At 75.4% G+C, this 16,327-nt stretch carries 13 protein-coding genes and 2 pseudogenes; 14 read left to right on the top strand and 1 reads right to left on the bottom strand.

The genetic code is table 11. The features are described from left to right. From argS to rho, 8 genes and pseudogenes are all read left to right on the top strand, one after another. Window positions 1–1,671, top strand: coding sequence for an arginine--tRNA ligase (argS, locus tag AC1VL8_RS00225; protein ID WP_483076161.1), 1,671 nt, complete (start codon window positions 1–3; stop codon window positions 1,669–1,671). Further along, window positions 1,668–3,044 carry a diaminopimelate decarboxylase gene (lysA, locus tag AC1VL8_RS00220; RefSeq protein WP_483073677.1) on the top strand — a complete coding sequence of 459 codons (1,377 nt, stop codon included), beginning with the start codon at window positions 1,668–1,670 and terminating at the stop codon, window positions 3,042–3,044. The genes argS and lysA overlap by 4 nt, the downstream gene beginning before the upstream one ends. A 135-nt stretch (window positions 3,045–3,179) precedes the next feature. After that, the gene (locus AC1VL8_RS00215; RefSeq protein WP_483073676.1) at window positions 3,180–3,833 is read left to right on the top strand and encodes a nucleotidyltransferase domain-containing protein; all 654 of its coding nucleotides are present in this window, start codon (window positions 3,180–3,182) and stop codon (window positions 3,831–3,833) included. Beyond that, window positions 3,830–4,102: a HepT-like ribonuclease domain-containing protein gene (locus AC1VL8_RS00210; protein ID WP_483073675.1), complete on the top strand. Its 273-nt coding sequence runs from the start codon at window positions 3,830–3,832 to the stop codon at window positions 4,100–4,102. The genes AC1VL8_RS00215 and AC1VL8_RS00210 overlap by 4 nt, the downstream gene beginning before the upstream one ends. A 220-nt stretch (window positions 4,103–4,322) precedes the next feature. After that, window positions 4,323–5,685 (top strand): annotated as a pseudogene (locus tag AC1VL8_RS00205) (homoserine dehydrogenase). Then, entirely contained in the window at window positions 5,685–6,776 is a 1,092-nt protein-coding gene (gene thrC, locus AC1VL8_RS00200; RefSeq protein WP_483073674.1) for a threonine synthase, read from the top strand. The pseudogene AC1VL8_RS00205 and the gene thrC overlap by 1 nt, the downstream one beginning before the upstream one ends. 7 nt (window positions 6,777–6,783) lie before the next feature. Beyond that, window positions 6,784–7,746 carry a homoserine kinase gene (gene thrB / locus AC1VL8_RS00195; RefSeq protein ID WP_389230649.1) on the top strand — a complete coding sequence of 321 codons (963 nt, stop codon included), beginning with the start codon at window positions 6,784–6,786 and terminating at the stop codon, window positions 7,744–7,746. Window positions 7,747–8,113: 367 nt separating this feature from the next. Continuing rightward, window positions 8,114–10,205: pseudogene (gene rho / locus AC1VL8_RS00190) on the top strand (transcription termination factor Rho). Window positions 10,206–10,297: 92 nt separating this feature from the next. On the opposite strand, the gene AC1VL8_RS00185 reads toward rho, so the two are convergent. Beyond that, window positions 10,298–11,419 (bottom strand): glycosyltransferase family 4 protein, encoded by a 1,122-nt coding sequence (locus AC1VL8_RS00185; protein ID WP_389230643.1) that lies wholly within the window; start codon window positions 11,417–11,419, stop codon window positions 10,298–10,300. A gap of 153 nt (window positions 11,420–11,572) precedes the next feature. Between AC1VL8_RS00185 and rpmE the strand changes: the two genes are divergently transcribed. From rpmE to AC1VL8_RS00155, 6 genes are all read left to right on the top strand, one after another. Next, window positions 11,573–11,788, top strand: coding sequence for a 50S ribosomal protein L31 (gene rpmE / locus AC1VL8_RS00180; RefSeq protein WP_389230640.1), 216 nt, complete (start codon window positions 11,573–11,575; stop codon window positions 11,786–11,788). A 136-nt stretch (window positions 11,789–11,924) separates the two neighbouring features. Then, on the top strand, window positions 11,925–13,019 hold the full coding sequence (gene prfA, locus AC1VL8_RS00175) for a peptide chain release factor 1 (protein WP_483073673.1): 1,095 nt from the start codon (window positions 11,925–11,927) through the stop codon (window positions 13,017–13,019). Continuing rightward, window positions 13,016–13,972, top strand: a complete 957-nt coding sequence (prmC, locus tag AC1VL8_RS00170) for a peptide chain release factor N(5)-glutamine methyltransferase (RefSeq protein WP_389230634.1) — start codon at window positions 13,016–13,018, stop codon at window positions 13,970–13,972. The genes prfA and prmC overlap by 4 nt, the downstream gene beginning before the upstream one ends. After that, window positions 13,969–14,628, top strand: coding sequence for an L-threonylcarbamoyladenylate synthase (locus AC1VL8_RS00165; RefSeq protein WP_389230631.1), 660 nt, complete (start codon window positions 13,969–13,971; stop codon window positions 14,626–14,628). The genes prmC and AC1VL8_RS00165 overlap by 4 nt, the downstream gene beginning before the upstream one ends. Then, window positions 14,625–15,791, top strand: a complete 1,167-nt coding sequence (locus AC1VL8_RS00160; RefSeq protein ID WP_483073672.1) for an MraY family glycosyltransferase — start codon at window positions 14,625–14,627, stop codon at window positions 15,789–15,791. The genes AC1VL8_RS00165 and AC1VL8_RS00160 overlap by 4 nt, the downstream gene beginning before the upstream one ends. After that, window positions 15,788–16,279, top strand: a complete 492-nt coding sequence (locus tag AC1VL8_RS00155) for a Cg1360 family ATP-synthase-associated protein (RefSeq protein ID WP_389230625.1) — start codon at window positions 15,788–15,790, stop codon at window positions 16,277–16,279. Before AC1VL8_RS00160 ends, AC1VL8_RS00155 begins: the two co-directional genes overlap by 4 nt. The last annotated feature ends 48 nt before the right edge of the window (window positions 16,280–16,327 follow it).

Raw genomic sequence — 16,327 nt, 5'->3', positions numbered from 1 at the left:
CTGAGCTTCTCCGAGTCCCTGCGCGCCGCCCTCGCGGGCGCCGTCGCCGACGGGACCTTCGCCCTGGACGCCGCCGACCTGCCCGCCACCGTGCACGTGGAGCGACCCCGGCAGCGCGAGCACGGCGACTGGGCCACCAACGTCGCGCTGCAGCTCGCCAAGAAGGCCGGCACCAACCCGCGGGCCTTCGCCGAGGAGCTCGCGCGCCGCCTCGCCGACGCCCCGGGCGTCGCGAAGGTCGACGTCGCCGGCCCCGGGTTCCTCAACATCACGCTCGACGCGGCCGCCGCGGGCGAGCTCGCGCGCTCCGTCGTCGAGGCCGGCGCCACGTACGGCCACGGCACGTCGCTCGCGGGCCAGAGCATCAACCTCGAGTTCGTGTCCGCGAACCCCACCGGCCCGATCCACATCGGCGGCGTCCGCTGGGCCGCGGTCGGCGACAGCCTCGCGCGCGTGCTCGAGGCGTCCGGCGCCCGGGTCGGCCGCGAGTACTACTTCAACGACCACGGCGCGCAGATCGACCGGTTCGCCCGCTCCCTGCTCGCCCGCGCGAAGGGCGAGGAGGCGCCGGAGGACGGCTACGGCGGCCAGTACATCGCCGACATCGCCGACGCCGTGATCGAGCAGGCCGTCGCCGCCGGCGAGCCCGACCCCCGCACGCTGCCCGACGCCGAGGCGCAGGAGGCGTTCCGCGCCCGCGGCGTCGAGCTGATGTTCGGCGAGATCAAGCAGGCGCTGCACGAGTTCGGCGTCGACTTCGACGTCTACTTCCACGAGGACACGCTGCACGAGACCGGCGCCGTCGACCGCGCGGTCGCCCGCCTGCGCGAGAACGGCCACATCTTCGAGGCCGACGGCGCGACCTGGCTGCGGACCACCGACTTCGGCGACGACAAGGACCGCGTCATCGTCAAGTCCGACGGCGAGGCCGCGTACATCGCGGGCGACCTGGCCTACTACCTGGACAAGCGCGAGCGCGGGTTCGACCGCGTCATCATCATGCTCGGCGCCGACCACCACGGGTACATCGGCCGGATGATGGCGATGTGCGCCGCGTTCGGCGACACCCCGGGCGTCAACCTCGAGATCCTGATCGGCCAGATGGTCAACCTGGTCCGCGACGGCCAGCCGATGCGGATGAGCAAGCGCGCGGGCACGGTCGTCACCCTCGAGGACCTGGTGGACGCCGTGGGCGTCGACGCCGCGCGGTACGCCCTGGCGCGGTCCTCGGCGGACTCGTCCATCGACCTGGACCTCGACCTGCTGGCCAGCGCCACCAACGAGAACCCGGTCCACTACGTGCAGTACGCGCACGCCCGGACCTGCTCGGTCGCGCGCAACGCCGCCGAGGCCGGGGTGCGCCGCGAGGACGGGTTCGACGCGTCGCTGCTCGACCACCCGACCGAGGCCGCGCTGCTCGGGCACATCGCCGAGCTGCCGCGGATCGTGGCCCAGGCCGCGGAGCTGCGCGAGCCGCACCGCGTCGCCCGGTACCTCGAGGAGCTCGCCGGTGCCTACCAGAAGTGGTACGAGCAGCGCCGCGTCATGCCGTTCGGCGACGAGGAGGTCTCGGACGTGCACCGCACGCGCCTGTGGCTGAACGACGCCACCCGGCAGGTGCTCGCCAACGGTCTCGCGATGCTCGGGGTCAGCGCGCCGGAGCGGAAGTGACCGTCGCCTCGCCGCTCGGGAGCCCGTGGCCCGCGCACGCGGTCCGGGGCGCCGACGGGGCCGTGCGGGTCGCGGGCGTGGACGTCCGCGACCTCGCCTCGGCGCAGGGGACCCCGGCCTACGTGCTGGACGAGGCCGACTTCCGGGCACGGGCGCGCGCCTGGCGCACCGCGCTGGCGGGCGCCTTCGCGGGGATCGGGGCCGAGACCGACGTCTACTACGCCGGCAAGGCGTTCCTGTCCGTCGCGGTCGCCCGCTGGGCGCACGAGGAGGGGCTGCGCGTCGACACGGCCACCGGCGGGGAGCTCGCCGTCGCGCTGCGCGCCGGGGTCCCCGGCGCCGACATCGGCCTGCACGGCAACAACAAGTCGGACGCCGAGATCGCCCGCGCGCTCGACGCCGGAGTCGGGCGGCTGATCGTCGACTCGCTCGGCGAGGTCGACCGCGTCGTCGCGGCCGTCCGCGCCCGCGGGGACGGCGCGCCCCCCGCACCCGTGATGGTCCGCGTGACCACGGGCGTGCACGCCGGCGGGCACGAGTACATCTCCACGGCGCACGAGGACCAGAAGTTCGGCCTGTCCGTCGCCGCACCGGCCGCCGGCGGGGACAGCCCCGCGATGACCGCGCTCACGGCCGTGCTCGACCACCCCGAGCTGCGTCTGCTCGGCATCCACTCGCACATCGGGTCGCAGATCCTCGACCCCGCCGGGTTCGCCGTCGCCGCCCGCAGCGTCCTCGGCCTGCGCGCCGACCTCGCCGCGCGCACCGGGTACCTCGTGCCCGAGGTCGACCTGGGCGGCGGCTTCGGCATCGCGTACCTGCCGGGGGAGGTGCCGCTCGACCCCGAGCGCGTCGCGAAGGACCTCGCCGCGGCCGTCGACGAGGCGTGCGCGACGCTCGGCACGCCCGTGCCGCGGCTGTCGTTCGAGCCCGGCCGCGCGGTCGTCGGCCCGACCACGCTGACCCTCTACACCGTCGGTACCGTCAAGCCGGTCACCACCGAGGACGGCCGGACCCGGCTGTACGTCGCGGTGGACGGCGGCATGAGCGACAACATCCGGCCCGCGCTCTACGGCGCGCACTACCACGCGGCCCTCGTCGGCCGACCGGGCGCGGAGCGGACCGTGCTCGCCCGGGTCGTCGGCAAGCACTGCGAGAGCGGCGACGTCGTCGTGCACGAGGTGCAGCTGCCCGCCGACGTCGCGCCCGGCGACCTGCTGGCCGTCGCGGCGACCGGCGCCTACGGGCGGTCGATGGCCTCGACCTACAACCACGTGCCGCGCCCGCCGGTCGTGGCCGTGCGCGACGGGTCGACGCGCGTGCTGGTGCGCCGCGAGACCGAGGACGACCTGCTGGCGCTCGACCTCGGCTGACGCGGCGCGCGACGACGTGCCCCGGCGCCCCGTCCCTCCCCAGGCTCGAAAGTGGGGGTTCCGCGCGGTGAACTGCGGTGACAGCATGTGCTCTCACGACGCGGGCTGGCCGGTCGTGACGGGACGGAGGTCGACATGGCGGACGGTGACGGGTCGGACGGGGTCGAGACGGGCGGTGGCGGGCCGGGCGACCGGGGGAGCGACGGGCGGACGCCGGGCGGGACGGCCCCCGGTTCCCCGGTCGAGCAGGCGTTCGGCGCCTACCTGGCGGACACGGCCGCACGCGCGGACCGGCTGCGGGCCGAGGCGTCGCGGTCGCTCGTGACCGCCGCGCGGCAGGCGGCCGGACTGGGCTGGAGCCAGCGCCGGATCGCCGCCGCGCTCGGCCGCAGCCAGCCCGAGGTCGGTCGGCTGCTGCACCGGGTGGACCTCGTCCACGCGCCCGGCGACGTCGCGCTCGCGCACGGTGGTCCGCACGCGCCCACCGACGCACCCGCCCCGGAGACGATGCTCAGCCGGGTCCTGGGACGCCACCGGGACGCGATCGTCGCCGCGGCCGCGCGCAACGGCGGGACGAACGTGCGGGTGTTCGGGTCCGTGGCGCGAGGGGAGGACGGGCCGGAGTCGGACGTCGACCTGCTGGTCGACCTCGACCCGGGGACCGGGCTGCTCTCACTAGGTCGTATGGAGGTCGAGCTCGCCGAGCTGTCAGGGCGCCCCGTCGACATCATCCCGGCGCGGATGATCAAGCCGCACGTGGCGGCAACCGTGCAGGCGGTCGCGCTGTGAGCGCCGCGAGGTCGCTCGCGCTCGTCGACGAGGCCCTGCTGCACCTCGAGGTGCTGCACGACCACGTGGCCGAGCTCGGAATGGACCAGCCGACTGGCTTCGACGCGACCTGTCTGCGGCTCTCGGTCGCCATCGACTGCGTGGTCCGGTTGCCCAGGGACCTCCAGGACGCCGTGTGCGGCGAGGAGCGCTCGTCGATCCGGGCGATGCGCAACCGGATCGCCCACGGGTACTTCTCCGTTGATCGTGACGCGGTCCGCGACACGTGACGCACGACCTCGCCCCGTTCGAAGCGCGGCTCCGCGAGCTTCCGGAGGTCCCTCGAGGCCGCGTCGTGACCCGGCACCGGTAGCGCGTCGGCCCACGGTGTGGATGTGCGACGGCCGGGCGACCCTCGCCCCCTATCCTGTGGGTCGGTCGGGCGCTGTCGCGCCGGACCCCGCCCCAGCAGGCCCGGCGCGACCGGGTGTGAGCGAAGAGGTGCACGCGGTGACCGCACGTGACCAGACCGTCCGACCCGCCACGCCTTCCGGCGACCGGCCCGCCGTGCGCGTGGCCCTGCTCGGCTGCGGCGTCGTCGGGACCGAGGTCGTCCGGCTGCTCACGACGCAGGCGCAGGACCTCGCGGCCCGCGTGGGAGCGCCGCTGGAGCTCGTCGGCGTCGCCGTCCGCGACGTGGACGCCCCGCGCGACCCCGTCGTCGACCGGGCGCTGCTGACCTCCGACGCGGACGGCCTGGTGGCGCGCGCGGACGTCGTCGTCGAGGTCGTCGGCGGGATCGAGCCCGCCCGGTCCCTGCTGCTCCGGGCGATCGAGCACGGCGCGGCGGTCGTGACCGCGAACAAGGCCCTGCTCGCCGAGGACGGCCCGACGCTCTACCAGGCGGCCGACTCCGCCGGGGTCGACCTCTACTTCGAGGCCGCGGTCGCGGGTGCCATCCCCCTGGTCCGACCGGTCCGCGAGTCGCTCACGGGCGACCGCGTGCACCGCGTGCTCGGCATCGTCAACGGCACCACCAACTACGTGCTCGACCGCATGGCGACCGAGGGCATGGAGGCTCGCGGACGCGGTGGCCGAGGCGCAGGCGCTCGGGTACGCGGAGGCCGACCCGACCGCCGACGTCGAGGGCTACGACGCCGCCGCGAAGGCCGCGATCCTCGCCTCGCTCGCGTTCCACACCCGGGTGTCGATCGACGACGTCGACCGCCAGGGGATCATGTCCGTCACCGCGGACGACGTCGCGTGGGCCGCGCGCACCGGGCACGTCATCAAGCTGCTCGCCATCGCCGACCGGCGCACAGCCGAGGACGGCCGGGACGGCGTCCAGGTCCGGGTCCACCCGGCGCTCGTGCCGCTGACCCACCCGCTCGCGGGCGTGCGCGGCGCGTTCAACGCCGTGTTCGTCGAGGCCGAGGCCGCCGGCGAGCTCATGTTCTACGGCCGCGGGGCCGGTGGTGCGCCGACGGCGTCCGCGGTGCTCGGCGACGTCGTGTCCGCCGCGCGGCACCGGGTGCACGGGGGCCGCGGTCCCGCGGAGTCCTGGTACGCGGCGCTGCCCGTGCTGCCCGCCGAGTCGGCGCGGACCCGCTACCAGGTGCGGCTCGACGTCGACGACCGGCCGGGCGTGCTCGCCCAGGTGTCCGCGGTGCTCGCCGAGCACGGCGTGTCGATCGAGGCGGTGCGCCAGTCGCCCGCCGACGGCGCCAGCACCGACGAGGCCCCGGGCGTCGCCCGCCTCGTCATCACCACGCACGAGGCGCCGGAGGCCGCGCTGGCCGCCACCGTCGCCGCGATCGACGACCTCGCCTCCGTGCGCGCGGTCGTGTCCGTCCTGCGAGTCGAGGGAGCCTGATGGCACACCAGTGGCGCGGCGTGATCCGCGAGTACGCCGACCGGCTGCCCGCCCACGTGCAGCAGCACGTCGTGACGCTGGGGGAGGGCGGCACGCCGCTCGTCGAGGCGCCCGCGCTGTCGGCCCTCACCGGCGCGGAGGTGTTCGTCAAGGTCGAGGGGATGAACCCGACGGGCTCGTTCAAGGACCGCGGCATGACCACCGCGATCTCGGCGGCCGCCGGCCGCGGGGCGAAGGCCGTCGTCTGCGCGTCCACCGGCAACACGTCGGCGTCCGCCGCCGCGTACGCCACCGCCGCGGGCATGGTCTGCGCGGTGCTCGTGCCGGACGGCAAGATCGCGATGGGCAAGCTCAGCCAGGCCGTCGCGCACGGCGCGCGCCTGCTCCAGGTCGACGGGAACTTCGACGACTGCCTGGTCGCCGCGCGCAAGCTCGCGGAGGCGTACCCGGTGGAGCTCGTGAACTCCGTCAACCCCGACCGCATCGAGGGCCAGAAGACGGGCGCGTTCGAGATCGTCGACGCCCTCGGCGACGCCCCGGACATCCACGCGCTGCCCGTCGGCAACGCCGGCAACATCACCGCGTACTGGAAGGGATTCCGCGAGTACGCGGGCCTCGACGCGGGCGCCGAGCACGACGCCGTCGCCACGCACACCCCGATCATGTGGGGCTTCCAGGCGGCCGGGGCCGCGCCGATCGTCGCGGGCTACCCGATCACCGAGCCGGAGACCATCGCGACGGCCATCCGGATCGGCAACCCGGCGTCGTGGACGCAGGCCGAGGCCGCGCGCGACCTGTCCGGCGGCCTGATCGAGGCCGTGACCGACGACGAGATCCTCGCGGCGCACCGCGTGCTGTCCTCCCAGGTCGGCGTGTTCGTCGAGCCGGCGTCCGCCGCGGGCGTGGCGGGCATCCTCAAGCTCGCCGAGCAGGGTCGGGTGCACGCGGGCGCGCGCATCGTCGTCACCGTCACGGGCCACGGGCTCAAGGACCCGCAGTGGGCGCTGCGCACCGCCGACGGCTCCGACGTCGAGACGACGCGCGTCCGACCGGACGTGGTGGAGATCGCCGCCGCGCTCGGCCTGGGCTGAGCCCGCGATGCGACTGGGATCCGACCGGGCGCGCGTCCGCGTCCCCGCGACGAGCGCCAACCTCGGGCCGGGGTTCGACGCGCTCGGCCTGGCGCTCGCCCTGTACGACGACGTCGAGGTCCGGGCGCTCGGGTCGGCGGACGTCGTCGTGGACGTCGTCGGCGAGGGCGCGGACGAGGTGCCGGGCGGCGAGGACCACCTCGTGGTCCGGGCGCTGCGGCACGCCCTCGACCACGTCGGCGCCCCGCAGACCGGCCTGCACCTGACCTGCCGCAACCGCATCCCGCACGGCCGGGGCCTGGGGTCGTCCGCGGCCGCGGTCGTCGCCGGGCTGCTCGCGGCGCGGGCGCTGGTCTCCGAGCCGGAGTCGCTCGACGACGACGTGGTCCTGCGCCTGGCGACGGAGCTCGAGGGGCACCCCGACAACGCCGCCCCCGCGCTGCTCGGCGGCGCGACGGTGGCCTGGTCGGACACGGAGCCGGCCGGCTCCGGCGTGCACGCGGCACGGCTGCCGGTCGACCCGACGGTGCTGCCGATCGCGGTGGTCCCCGGCACCCGCCTCGCGACGTCGCACGCCCGCGGGGTGCTCCCCGCCCAGGTGCCGCACGGCGACGCGGCGTTCCAGGCGGGCCGGTCGGCGCTGCTCGTCGAGGCGCTCGGCAGGCGTCCCGACCTGCTGCTGCCCGCGACCGAGGACCGGCTCCACCAGGGGTACCGGCGACCGGTGATGGCCGAGAGCATGGCCCTCGTGGACGCGCTGCGCGCCCGTGGCGTGGCCGCGGTCGTGTCCGGGGCGGGGCCCACGGTCCTCGTGCTGGCGCGGGCAGCGGGTGAGATCGCGGACCCCGCCACCACCCCGACGGACGCGGACGACGCGCTGGAGCGGGTGTTCGGCGGGGCGATGGGCGGCTGGCGCATCGTGCACCTGGGGATCGACCCCACCGGGGCGACCTGGCGCCGCCTGGCCTGAACCCCCGCGGTGCTATGCTGCGGGGGTTCCCCGGACCTCGTCCTGATATCCGCTCAGCCTTCTTCCGGTGCAGCGCCGCTCAGGTGCCCCGCCCCGCGGAAAGGGCCCGGGTCCCACGTGATCCGAGACCGGGAACGTCCAGCCCACCCACGTCGACGCTCCTGCGCGACCGGTGCGGCCACACCAGACGTGCCGGACCCGTTCGAGGGCCGGACACGGATCGCGCCCCGAACGCGGGTGCCGGTCCCTGACGAGGGGGAAGGGTCCTTCGTGACAGAAACCATCGAGCCCGCCGTGAGCACCGTCTCCGGCGGCTCCAGCCGGAGCGGCGCCATCGCGGCGATGCGGATGCCCGAGCTTCCAGGCCCTGGCCGCGCAGCTCGGCGTGACCGGGACGTCCCGGATGCGCAAGAGCGACCTGGTCGAGGCCATCACGGCCAAGGACGGCGCCGGTACCGGACGCGCCCGCCGCTCCGCGACCCGCGACGCGGGCCGGCCCGAGGGCGACGCCGCCCCCGCCGCCGCGCCGACGTCCTCGGCCTCGACGAGCACCGCGCCGGCGACGGCCCCGTCCGTCCCCGCCGCCGAGGACGCCCCGCGCGCGGGTCGACGCCGCTCCGCGCGCGCCGAGTCCGCGGCGCCGCCCGCCGAGGCCCGCGGCTCCGAGGCAGCCGGCTCCGAGACCCCCGCCGCCGAGGCCCGTGGCACCGAGGCCCGTGGCACCGAGGCGCGCGGCACCGAGGCACGCGGCCGCGCGGTCGACGTGCTCGCCGGGCTGGAGGCCGCTCTCGACAGCCGGCAGCACGCCCAGCCCGCCGAGGACCGGCCCGCCCGCGGGTCGGACGGCGCCGGCGAGCGCCGCTCCCGGCGTGCCGGTCGCGGCGCCGGGGCGCCGACCGTGGACGTCACCCTCCCCGAGGGCCCGACGTCCGGCGGCGACCGCGAGGGCCGCGGCGCGCGCGACGGACAGCGCCAGCAGCGCACGCAGGACCAGTCCCGCGGGCAGGCCGACGGCGGCCAGCAGCGCGGTCCCGAGCAGCGCCCGCAGGACCAGCGCACCGCCGACCAGCGAGCTGACCAGCGCACCCCCGACCAGCGCCCGCAGGACCAGCAGCCGCAGGAGCAGCGCGGCCAGGACCAGCAGGACGACGAGGAGCGCGGCGGTCGTCGCCGGCGCTCCCGCGACCGGTACCGCGACCGGGACGGCCGCAAGCAGCGCGGTCGCGGCCAGCGCGGCACGCTCGCGGGTGACGCGGGCGCCTACGAGGAGATCGAGATCGACGAGGACGACGTCCTGGTCCCGATCGCGGGCATCCTCGACGTCCTGGAGTCGTACGCGTTCGTGCGCACGACCGGCTACCTGCCCGGTGCCACGGACGTCTACCTGCCGCTCGGCCAGGTCCGCAAGGCCGGGCTGCGGCGCGGCGACGCGATCACCGGTGCCGTGCGCGCGCCGCGCGAGGGGGAGGCCCAGCCGCAGGGCCAGGGCGGACGGCCGAACAAGGCCAACGCCCTCGTGCGCCTCGACACGGTGAACGGCATGTCGCCGGACCAGGCGCGTCAGCGCCCGGAGTTCTCCAAGCTCACGCCGCTGTACCCGCAGGACCGGCTGCGCCTCGAGAACGACCCGCACCAGCTGACGCCGCGCGTCATCGACATCGTCGCACCGATCGGCAAGGGCCAGCGCGGCCTCATCGTCGCGCCCCCGAAGGCCGGCAAGACGATCATCATGCAGCAGATCGCCAACGCGATCACCGCGAACAACCCCGAGGTCCACCTCATGGTCGTGCTCGTCGACGAGCGCCCCGAGGAGGTCACCGACATGGAGCGGACCGTGAAGGGCGAGGTCATCGCCTCGACCTTCGACCGGCCCGCGTCGGACCACACGATGGTCGCGGAGCTGGCGATCGAGCGGGCCAAGCGGCTGGTCGAGCTCGGCCAGGACGTCGTGGTGCTGCTCGACTCGCTGACCCGGCTGTCCCGCGCGTACAACCTGGCGGCCCCGGCCTCCGGGCGGATCCTGTCCGGTGGCGTGGACGCGTCCGCGCTGTACCCGCCGAAGCGGTTCTTCGGTGCGGCGCGCAACATCGAGAACGGCGGCTCGCTGACGATCCTCGCCTCGGCGCTGGTGGAGACCGGCTCCAAGATGGACGAGGTCATCTTCGAGGAGTTCAAGGGCACCGGGAACATGGAGCTGCGGCTGTCCCGGTCGCTGGCGGACAAGCGGATCTTCCCGGCCGTGGACGTCAACCAGTCCGGCACCCGGCGCGAGGAGATCCTCATCGCCCCGGACGAGCTCAAGATCGTCTGGAAGCTTCCGTCGGGTCCTCGGCGGCCTCGACCAGCAGCAGGCGATCGAGCTGCTGCTCGGCAAGCTGCGGGACACGCGGAGCAACGTCGAGTTCCTGCTCCAGGTCCAGAAGACCTCGCCCGGCACGGGCGGCAAGAACGACGACTGACGCAGTCGGACGCGGCGGGGCGGTACCTCCACGGGGGTGCCGCCCCGCGGCGCGTCCGGGCCCCGGTCAGCGGCGGCGCGTCCGGTCCCGGGTCAGCCGCGGCGCCGCGCCAGCGCCTCGTCGTACCAGGTGAGCGTCTGCCGGGTGATCTCGTCGGCGTCGAACCGCCGCGCCGCCGCGCGCTGCGGCGCCACCGCCGCGACCCGCGCGTCCGCGTCGTCGACCCAGCGCGCCAGCGTGCGGGCGAACGCCGCGGTGTCGCGCGGGTCCACGAGCTGGTCCTCGAGCCCGGCCATCGGCGTGCGGTAGCCGGGGTTGTCGCCGGCGAGCACCACCCCGCCCGCGTCGGCCAGCGCCTCGACCACCGACATCCCGAAGCTCTCGCCGCCGGTGGACGGCAGCGCGACCACGTCGGCCCCCGCGAGCAGCGCGGCCTTGTCCTCCTCGGCGACGAACCCGGGGAAGTCGACCCGGTCGGCGATCCCCGCGGCGGCGGCCCGCGCGCGCAGGTCGGCCAGCAGCGGCCCGCGGCCGGCGAGCGTCAGCGTCCAGGGGCGGGTGCGCGGCATCGCGGCGGCGGCGTCGAGCAGCTCGCGCGGCCCCTTGCGCTCGACCAGCCGGCCGAGGAACACGATCCGCACGGGCGCGTCCGGGTCGGGCGTGCGCGCGGGTGCGGTGCCGGCGCCGAGCTCGACGGGGCCGCCGATCACCGGCACGTCGCGGCCGTACGCCTCGCGCACCGAGCCGCGCGCGGCCTCCGACAGGGCGCTGATCGCGTCGAACCGCCGCAGCCGCCGTCGCTCCAGGCGGCCGAGCACGCGGATGCCCCACCGGGTCGCCGCGTCCTGCGGGTAGATGACGAACGACCCGACCACCGCGGTCCGCGGACCGGCCGCGGACACCACCCGGCCGGCGAGCACCGGGCTGTACGGCATCGTCACGTGCAGGACGTCGAACGGGACGTCGGCGAGCAGGCGCCGGATCCGGGCGCGGGACGCGGGCAGCGGGGTGCCCAGCCGGTTGCCGTTGAACTTCACCGACACCGTGCGTCCGAGCACGTGCAGGTGCGGCAGGTCGGTGCGGGTGGTGGCGGAGGTCAGGTAGTGCACCTCGTGGCCCAGGGCGGTCAGCCGCCGGCCGAGCGTGAGCACGATCTGCTGCACCCCGTCCGGTCGGTCGAGGCCGTCGTCGATCACCAGGCCGATACGGAGCATGGCGCCCAGCGTAGGGGCGTCGGCGGCGGACTCCGGACCGCCGGGAAGATTTCGCGCCCGGCCGCTGTTCTGGCAGACTGTTCCGTCGGTCTGCGGTTCACGTGTCACGGCTCACGTGCACGACCCGGAGGCCCTTCCCCGAGGAGAACACCTGTGAAGACTGACATCCACCCCGAGTACGTGGTGACCCAGGTGACCTGCACCTGTGGCAACACGTTCACCACGCGCTCCACCTCGACCTCCGGTGAGATCCGGGCCGACGTGTGCAGCGCCTGCCACCCGTTCTACACGGGCAAGCAGAAGATCCTCGACACCGGTGGCCGCGTGGCCCGGTTCGAGGCGCGCTACGGCAAGAAGTCGGCCAACTAGCGACCTCGACGCCGGTGACCGGCGGTCCCTCGCGGACCGCGGTCACCGGCGTCTTCGCATGTCCGGGGCCCTTCCCGCCCCGGTGGGTCGAGGGTGCGTCCCGGCTGCGGCCGGCGGCGCCCGACAGGAGACAGCGATGAGCGACCCGTTCGCCGCAGCACGTCCGTTGCTGGACGAGCACGCCCGGATCGAGCAGCAGCTCGCGGACCCGGCGGTGCACGCGGACCAGGCGCTGGCCCGGAACCTGGGCCGCCGGTACGCCGAGCTCGGCCGGGTCGCGCAGGCGCACGGGGCGTGGCGGGCGGCCGCCGACGACCTGGCCGACGCCCGCGAGCTCGCGCAGGAGGACGAGGCGTTCGCCGCCGAGCTGCCGTCGCTCGCCGCCGCGGAGGAGCAGGCCGCCGAGCGGCTGCGCCGCGTCCTGGTGCCGCGCGACCCCGACGACGCGCGCGACGTCATCCTGGAGATCAAGGCGGGCGAGGGCGGCGAGGAGTCGGCGCTGTTCGCCGGCGACCTGCTGCGGATGTACCTGCGGTACGCCGAGCGCCGGGGGTGGCGGACCGAGACGATCGAGGCGACCGAGTCCGACCTCGGCGGCTTCAAGGACGTCCAGGTCGCCGTGAAGGCGCGCGGGTCGGTCACCGACCCCGCCGACGGCGTCTGGGCGAGCCTGAAGTACGAGGGCGGCGTGCACCGCGTCCAGCGGGTGCCCGTGACGGAGTCCCAGGGCCGGATCCACACCTCGGCCGCGGGTGTGCTCGTGTTCCCCGAGGTCGACGACCCGGGCGAGGTCGAGATCGACCCGAACGACCTGCGGATCGACGTCTACCGGTCGTCCGGGCCGGGCGGCCAGTCGGTGAACACCACCGACTCCGCGGTCCGGATCACCCACCTGCCGACCGGCATCGTCGTGTCGATGCAGAACGAGAAGTCCCAGCTGCAGAACCGCGAGCAGGCGATGCGCGTGCTGCGGGCCCGGATCCTGGCGGCCCGCCAGGAGGAGGCCGCGGCCGCCGCGAGCGAGGCCCGCCGGTCGCAGGTGCGCACCGTCGACCGCTCCGAGCGGATCCGGACGTACAACTACCCGGAGAACCGGATCGCGGACCACCGCACCGGCTACAAGGCGTACAACCTCGACGCCGTGCTGGACGGCGACCTCGGCCCGGTCGTCCAGTCGGCCGTCGACGCGGACGAGGCGGCGCAGCTCGCGGCGGCGGGGGAGCAGGCGTGACGGCGACGGACGCGCCCTCGCTGCGCGCGCTCGTCGAGGGCGCGACCCGGGTGCTCGCGGACGCCGGCGTGGGCTCGCCGCGGCACGACGCGACCGCGCTGGCGGCGTACGCGCTCGGGCTGCCCCGCGTCGACCTCGTGCTGCCGCCCCCGGTGCCGGACGGGTTCACCGAGGAGTTCGCGGACCTCGTGGACCGGCGTCGCCGGCGCGAGCCGCTGCAGCACATCGTCGGGTCGACCGTGTTCCGGTACCTGACGCTGCGGGTCGAGCCCGGGGTGTTCGTCCCGCGGCCCGAGACGGAGGTCGTCGCGCAGGTCGCCGTGGACGAGGCCGCGCGCCTGGCCACCGAGGGCCGCACCCCGCTGGTCGTGGACCTGTGCTGCGGCGCCGGCGGCATCGCCCTGTCGGTGGACACGGAGGTGCCCGGCGCGCGCGTCGTCGCCGTGGACGCCTCCCCGGAGGCCGTCGCGCTGACCCGGCACAACAGCGGCGCCTCCGGCTCGCTCACGATGCGCGTCGAGCTCGGCGACGTCACCGACCCGACCCTGCTGGCCGACCTGGACGGCACCGTCGACGTGGTCGTGTCGAACCCGCCGTACATCCCGCCGGACGCGGTGCCGGTGGACCCCGAGGTCCGCGACCACGATCCCGACCTCGCGCTGTACGGCGGGGGAGCGGACGGCCTGGCGGTGCCGCGCGCCGTGCTGGCCGCCGCGGCCCGGCTGCTCGTGCCGGGCGGCCTGCTGGTGATGGAGCACGCGGAGGTGCAGGACGCCGCTGCCCGGGAGGCCGCCGAGGCGACGGGGGCGTTCGAGGCCGTCGAGTCGCGGCCGGACCTGACCGGCCGCCCCCGGATGCTCGTCGCCCGCCGCCGCGCCACGACCCGCCCCGACCCCGGCCCGGGCGAGCCGCGACCGACCGCCCAGCCGGGCGTGGGACACTCGCAGCCGTGACTGCCGCCGCCGCGCTCGACGCCACCGACCCCGCGACCTGGGGCCCGGCCCTCGACGCCGCCGTGCACACCGTCTCGCGCGGTGGGCTCGTCGTGCTGCCGACCGACACCGTCTACGGCATCGGGGCGGACGCGTTCACGCCCGAGGCCGTGGCCGCGCTGCTGGCCGCCAAGGGCCGCGGCCGCCAGATGCCCCCGCCGGTGCTGATGCCGGACGTGCGGACGCTGGACGGCCTCGCGATGGGCGTGCCCGCCGCCGCGCGCGACCTCGCCGAGGCGTTCTGGCCCGGCGGGCTGACCATCATCTGCGTCGCGCAGCCCTCGCTGATGTGGGACCTGGGCGACACGCACGGCACCGTCGCGCTGCGCGTGCCCGACCACCCCGCGGCGCTGGCGCTGCTGAGCCGGACCGGCCCGATGGCCGTGTCCAGCGCGAACCGGACGGGCCAGCCGTCGGCGCTGGAGGTCGAGGAGGCCCGCGAGCAGCTCGGCGACCGCGTCCAGGTGTACCTCGACGGCGGCCGCACGCCGGGGCAGGTCGCCTCGACGATCGTGGACGCGACGGGTGACGGGCTCCGCGTCGTCCGCCAGGGCGCGATCAGCCTGGAGCGGCTCCGTGAGGTCGTGCCGTCGGTGGTGGGTGACCCCGGCCGGTGAGGGCGTACCTGCTGCTGCTGCTCATCGCCGCGGCGGCCACCTACCTGATGACGCCGGTCGCCCGGTGGTGCGCCCTGCGCTGGGGTGCCATCACCGCGGTGCGGTCGCGGGACGTGCACTCGATCCCGACGCCGCGCCTCGGCGGGCTGGCGATGTGGGCCGGGATCATGGTGGGCCTGCTGATGGCCAGCCGGCTGCCGTTCCTGCAGGACGTGTTCGACAACCCGCGCCCGATCATCGGCATCGCCGCCGCCGCCACGATGGTGTGCGCGCTCGGCGTGGCGGACGACATCTGGGACCTCGACTGGATGACCAAGCTGGTCGGCCAGGTGCTCGCCGCGTTCGTGATGGCCTGGCAGGGCCTGACGCTCTACCAGCTGCCGATCGACGGCGTGATCGTCGGGTCCAGCCGGGTGTGGCTCGGCCTCACGGTGCTGACCGTGGTGGTCGCGATGAACGCGGTGAACTTCGTCGACGGGCTGGACGGGCTCGCGGCCGGGCTGATCGCGATCGGCGGCACCGGGTTCTTCCTCTACTCCTACCAGCTGACCCGCGAGGGCTCGCCCGGCGACTACTCGAGCCTGGCGACGCTGATCATCGCGCTGCTGGTGGGCGCGTGCCTCGGGTTCCTGCCTCACAACTTCAACCCCGCGCGCATCTTCATGGGCGACTCCGGGTCGATGCTGATCGGCCTGGTCATCGCCGCCGCGGGCATCCAGGTCACCGGGCAGATCGACCTGGCCGTGGTGAACACGCGCCAGTCGTTCCCGGCGTTCCTGCCGATCCTGCTGCCGCTGGCGGTGCTGCTGCTGCCCCTGCTCGACATGGGCCTCGCGGTGATCCGCCGCGTGGGGTCGGGCAAGTCGCCGTTCCACCCGGACCGGATGCACCTGCACCACCGGATGCTCGCCCTCGGCCACTCCCACCGGCGCGCGGTCGTCATCCTGTACGTGTGGACCGCGGTGTTCACCGGCGCCGCGACCGCGCTCGTGTGGTTCTCCACCACCGCCGTGCTGGTGGGCCTGGGCCTCGGCGTCGTCGCGGCGCTGCTGCTGACGCTCGGCCCGCTGCGCGGGCGCACGCCCGGACCCCCCGAGACCCCGCGGCACGCCTCCGGGCCGCACCCCCTGCCCGACCACGGACCGAGGACGGACCTGCGATGACGACGACCCCCGAGCCCACCCCCCGACCGGGTGACAGCCCCGAGGCCGCCGCGGTGTTCCGCCGGGCCCTGCGCGACATGGTCGTGCTGGTGGTCGGCGTCGCCGTCCTCGGCTCCCTCGTCGGCTACCTCGTCGCCGGCCTGCCCGGCGTGTGGGGCGCGCTGATCGGCGCGGGCATCGCGCTGGTGTTCTCCGGCGCGACCACGCTGTCGATGCTGAAGACGTCGGGCACCGCCCCGGGCACGATGATGGCCGTCATCATGGGCACCTGGCTCGGCAAGCTGGCCGTGGTCATCGTCCTGCTCGCGGTGCTGCGGGGCATGGACTTCTACGACCGGTACGTGCTCGCCGTCGTCGTGGCGGTGGCCGTGATCGGCTCCGCCCTGCTCGACTACCGGGCGGTCGCGCGCGGCAGGGTGCCCTACGTGACGCCCGCCGGGTCTGGGACCGAGGTCCCGAATACGGACGACCCGGACAGGACCATCTGATTCCGTAGGCTAGGCTTCCAGCCGAACCACCCACGACGGCCGGGTCCC

The sequence above is a fragment of the Cellulomonas sp. KU4C genome (assembly GCF_056868065.1).
The sequence above is the reverse complement of the archived record's forward strand: the minus strand, read 5'-3'. Positions and strand labels throughout refer to the sequence as shown.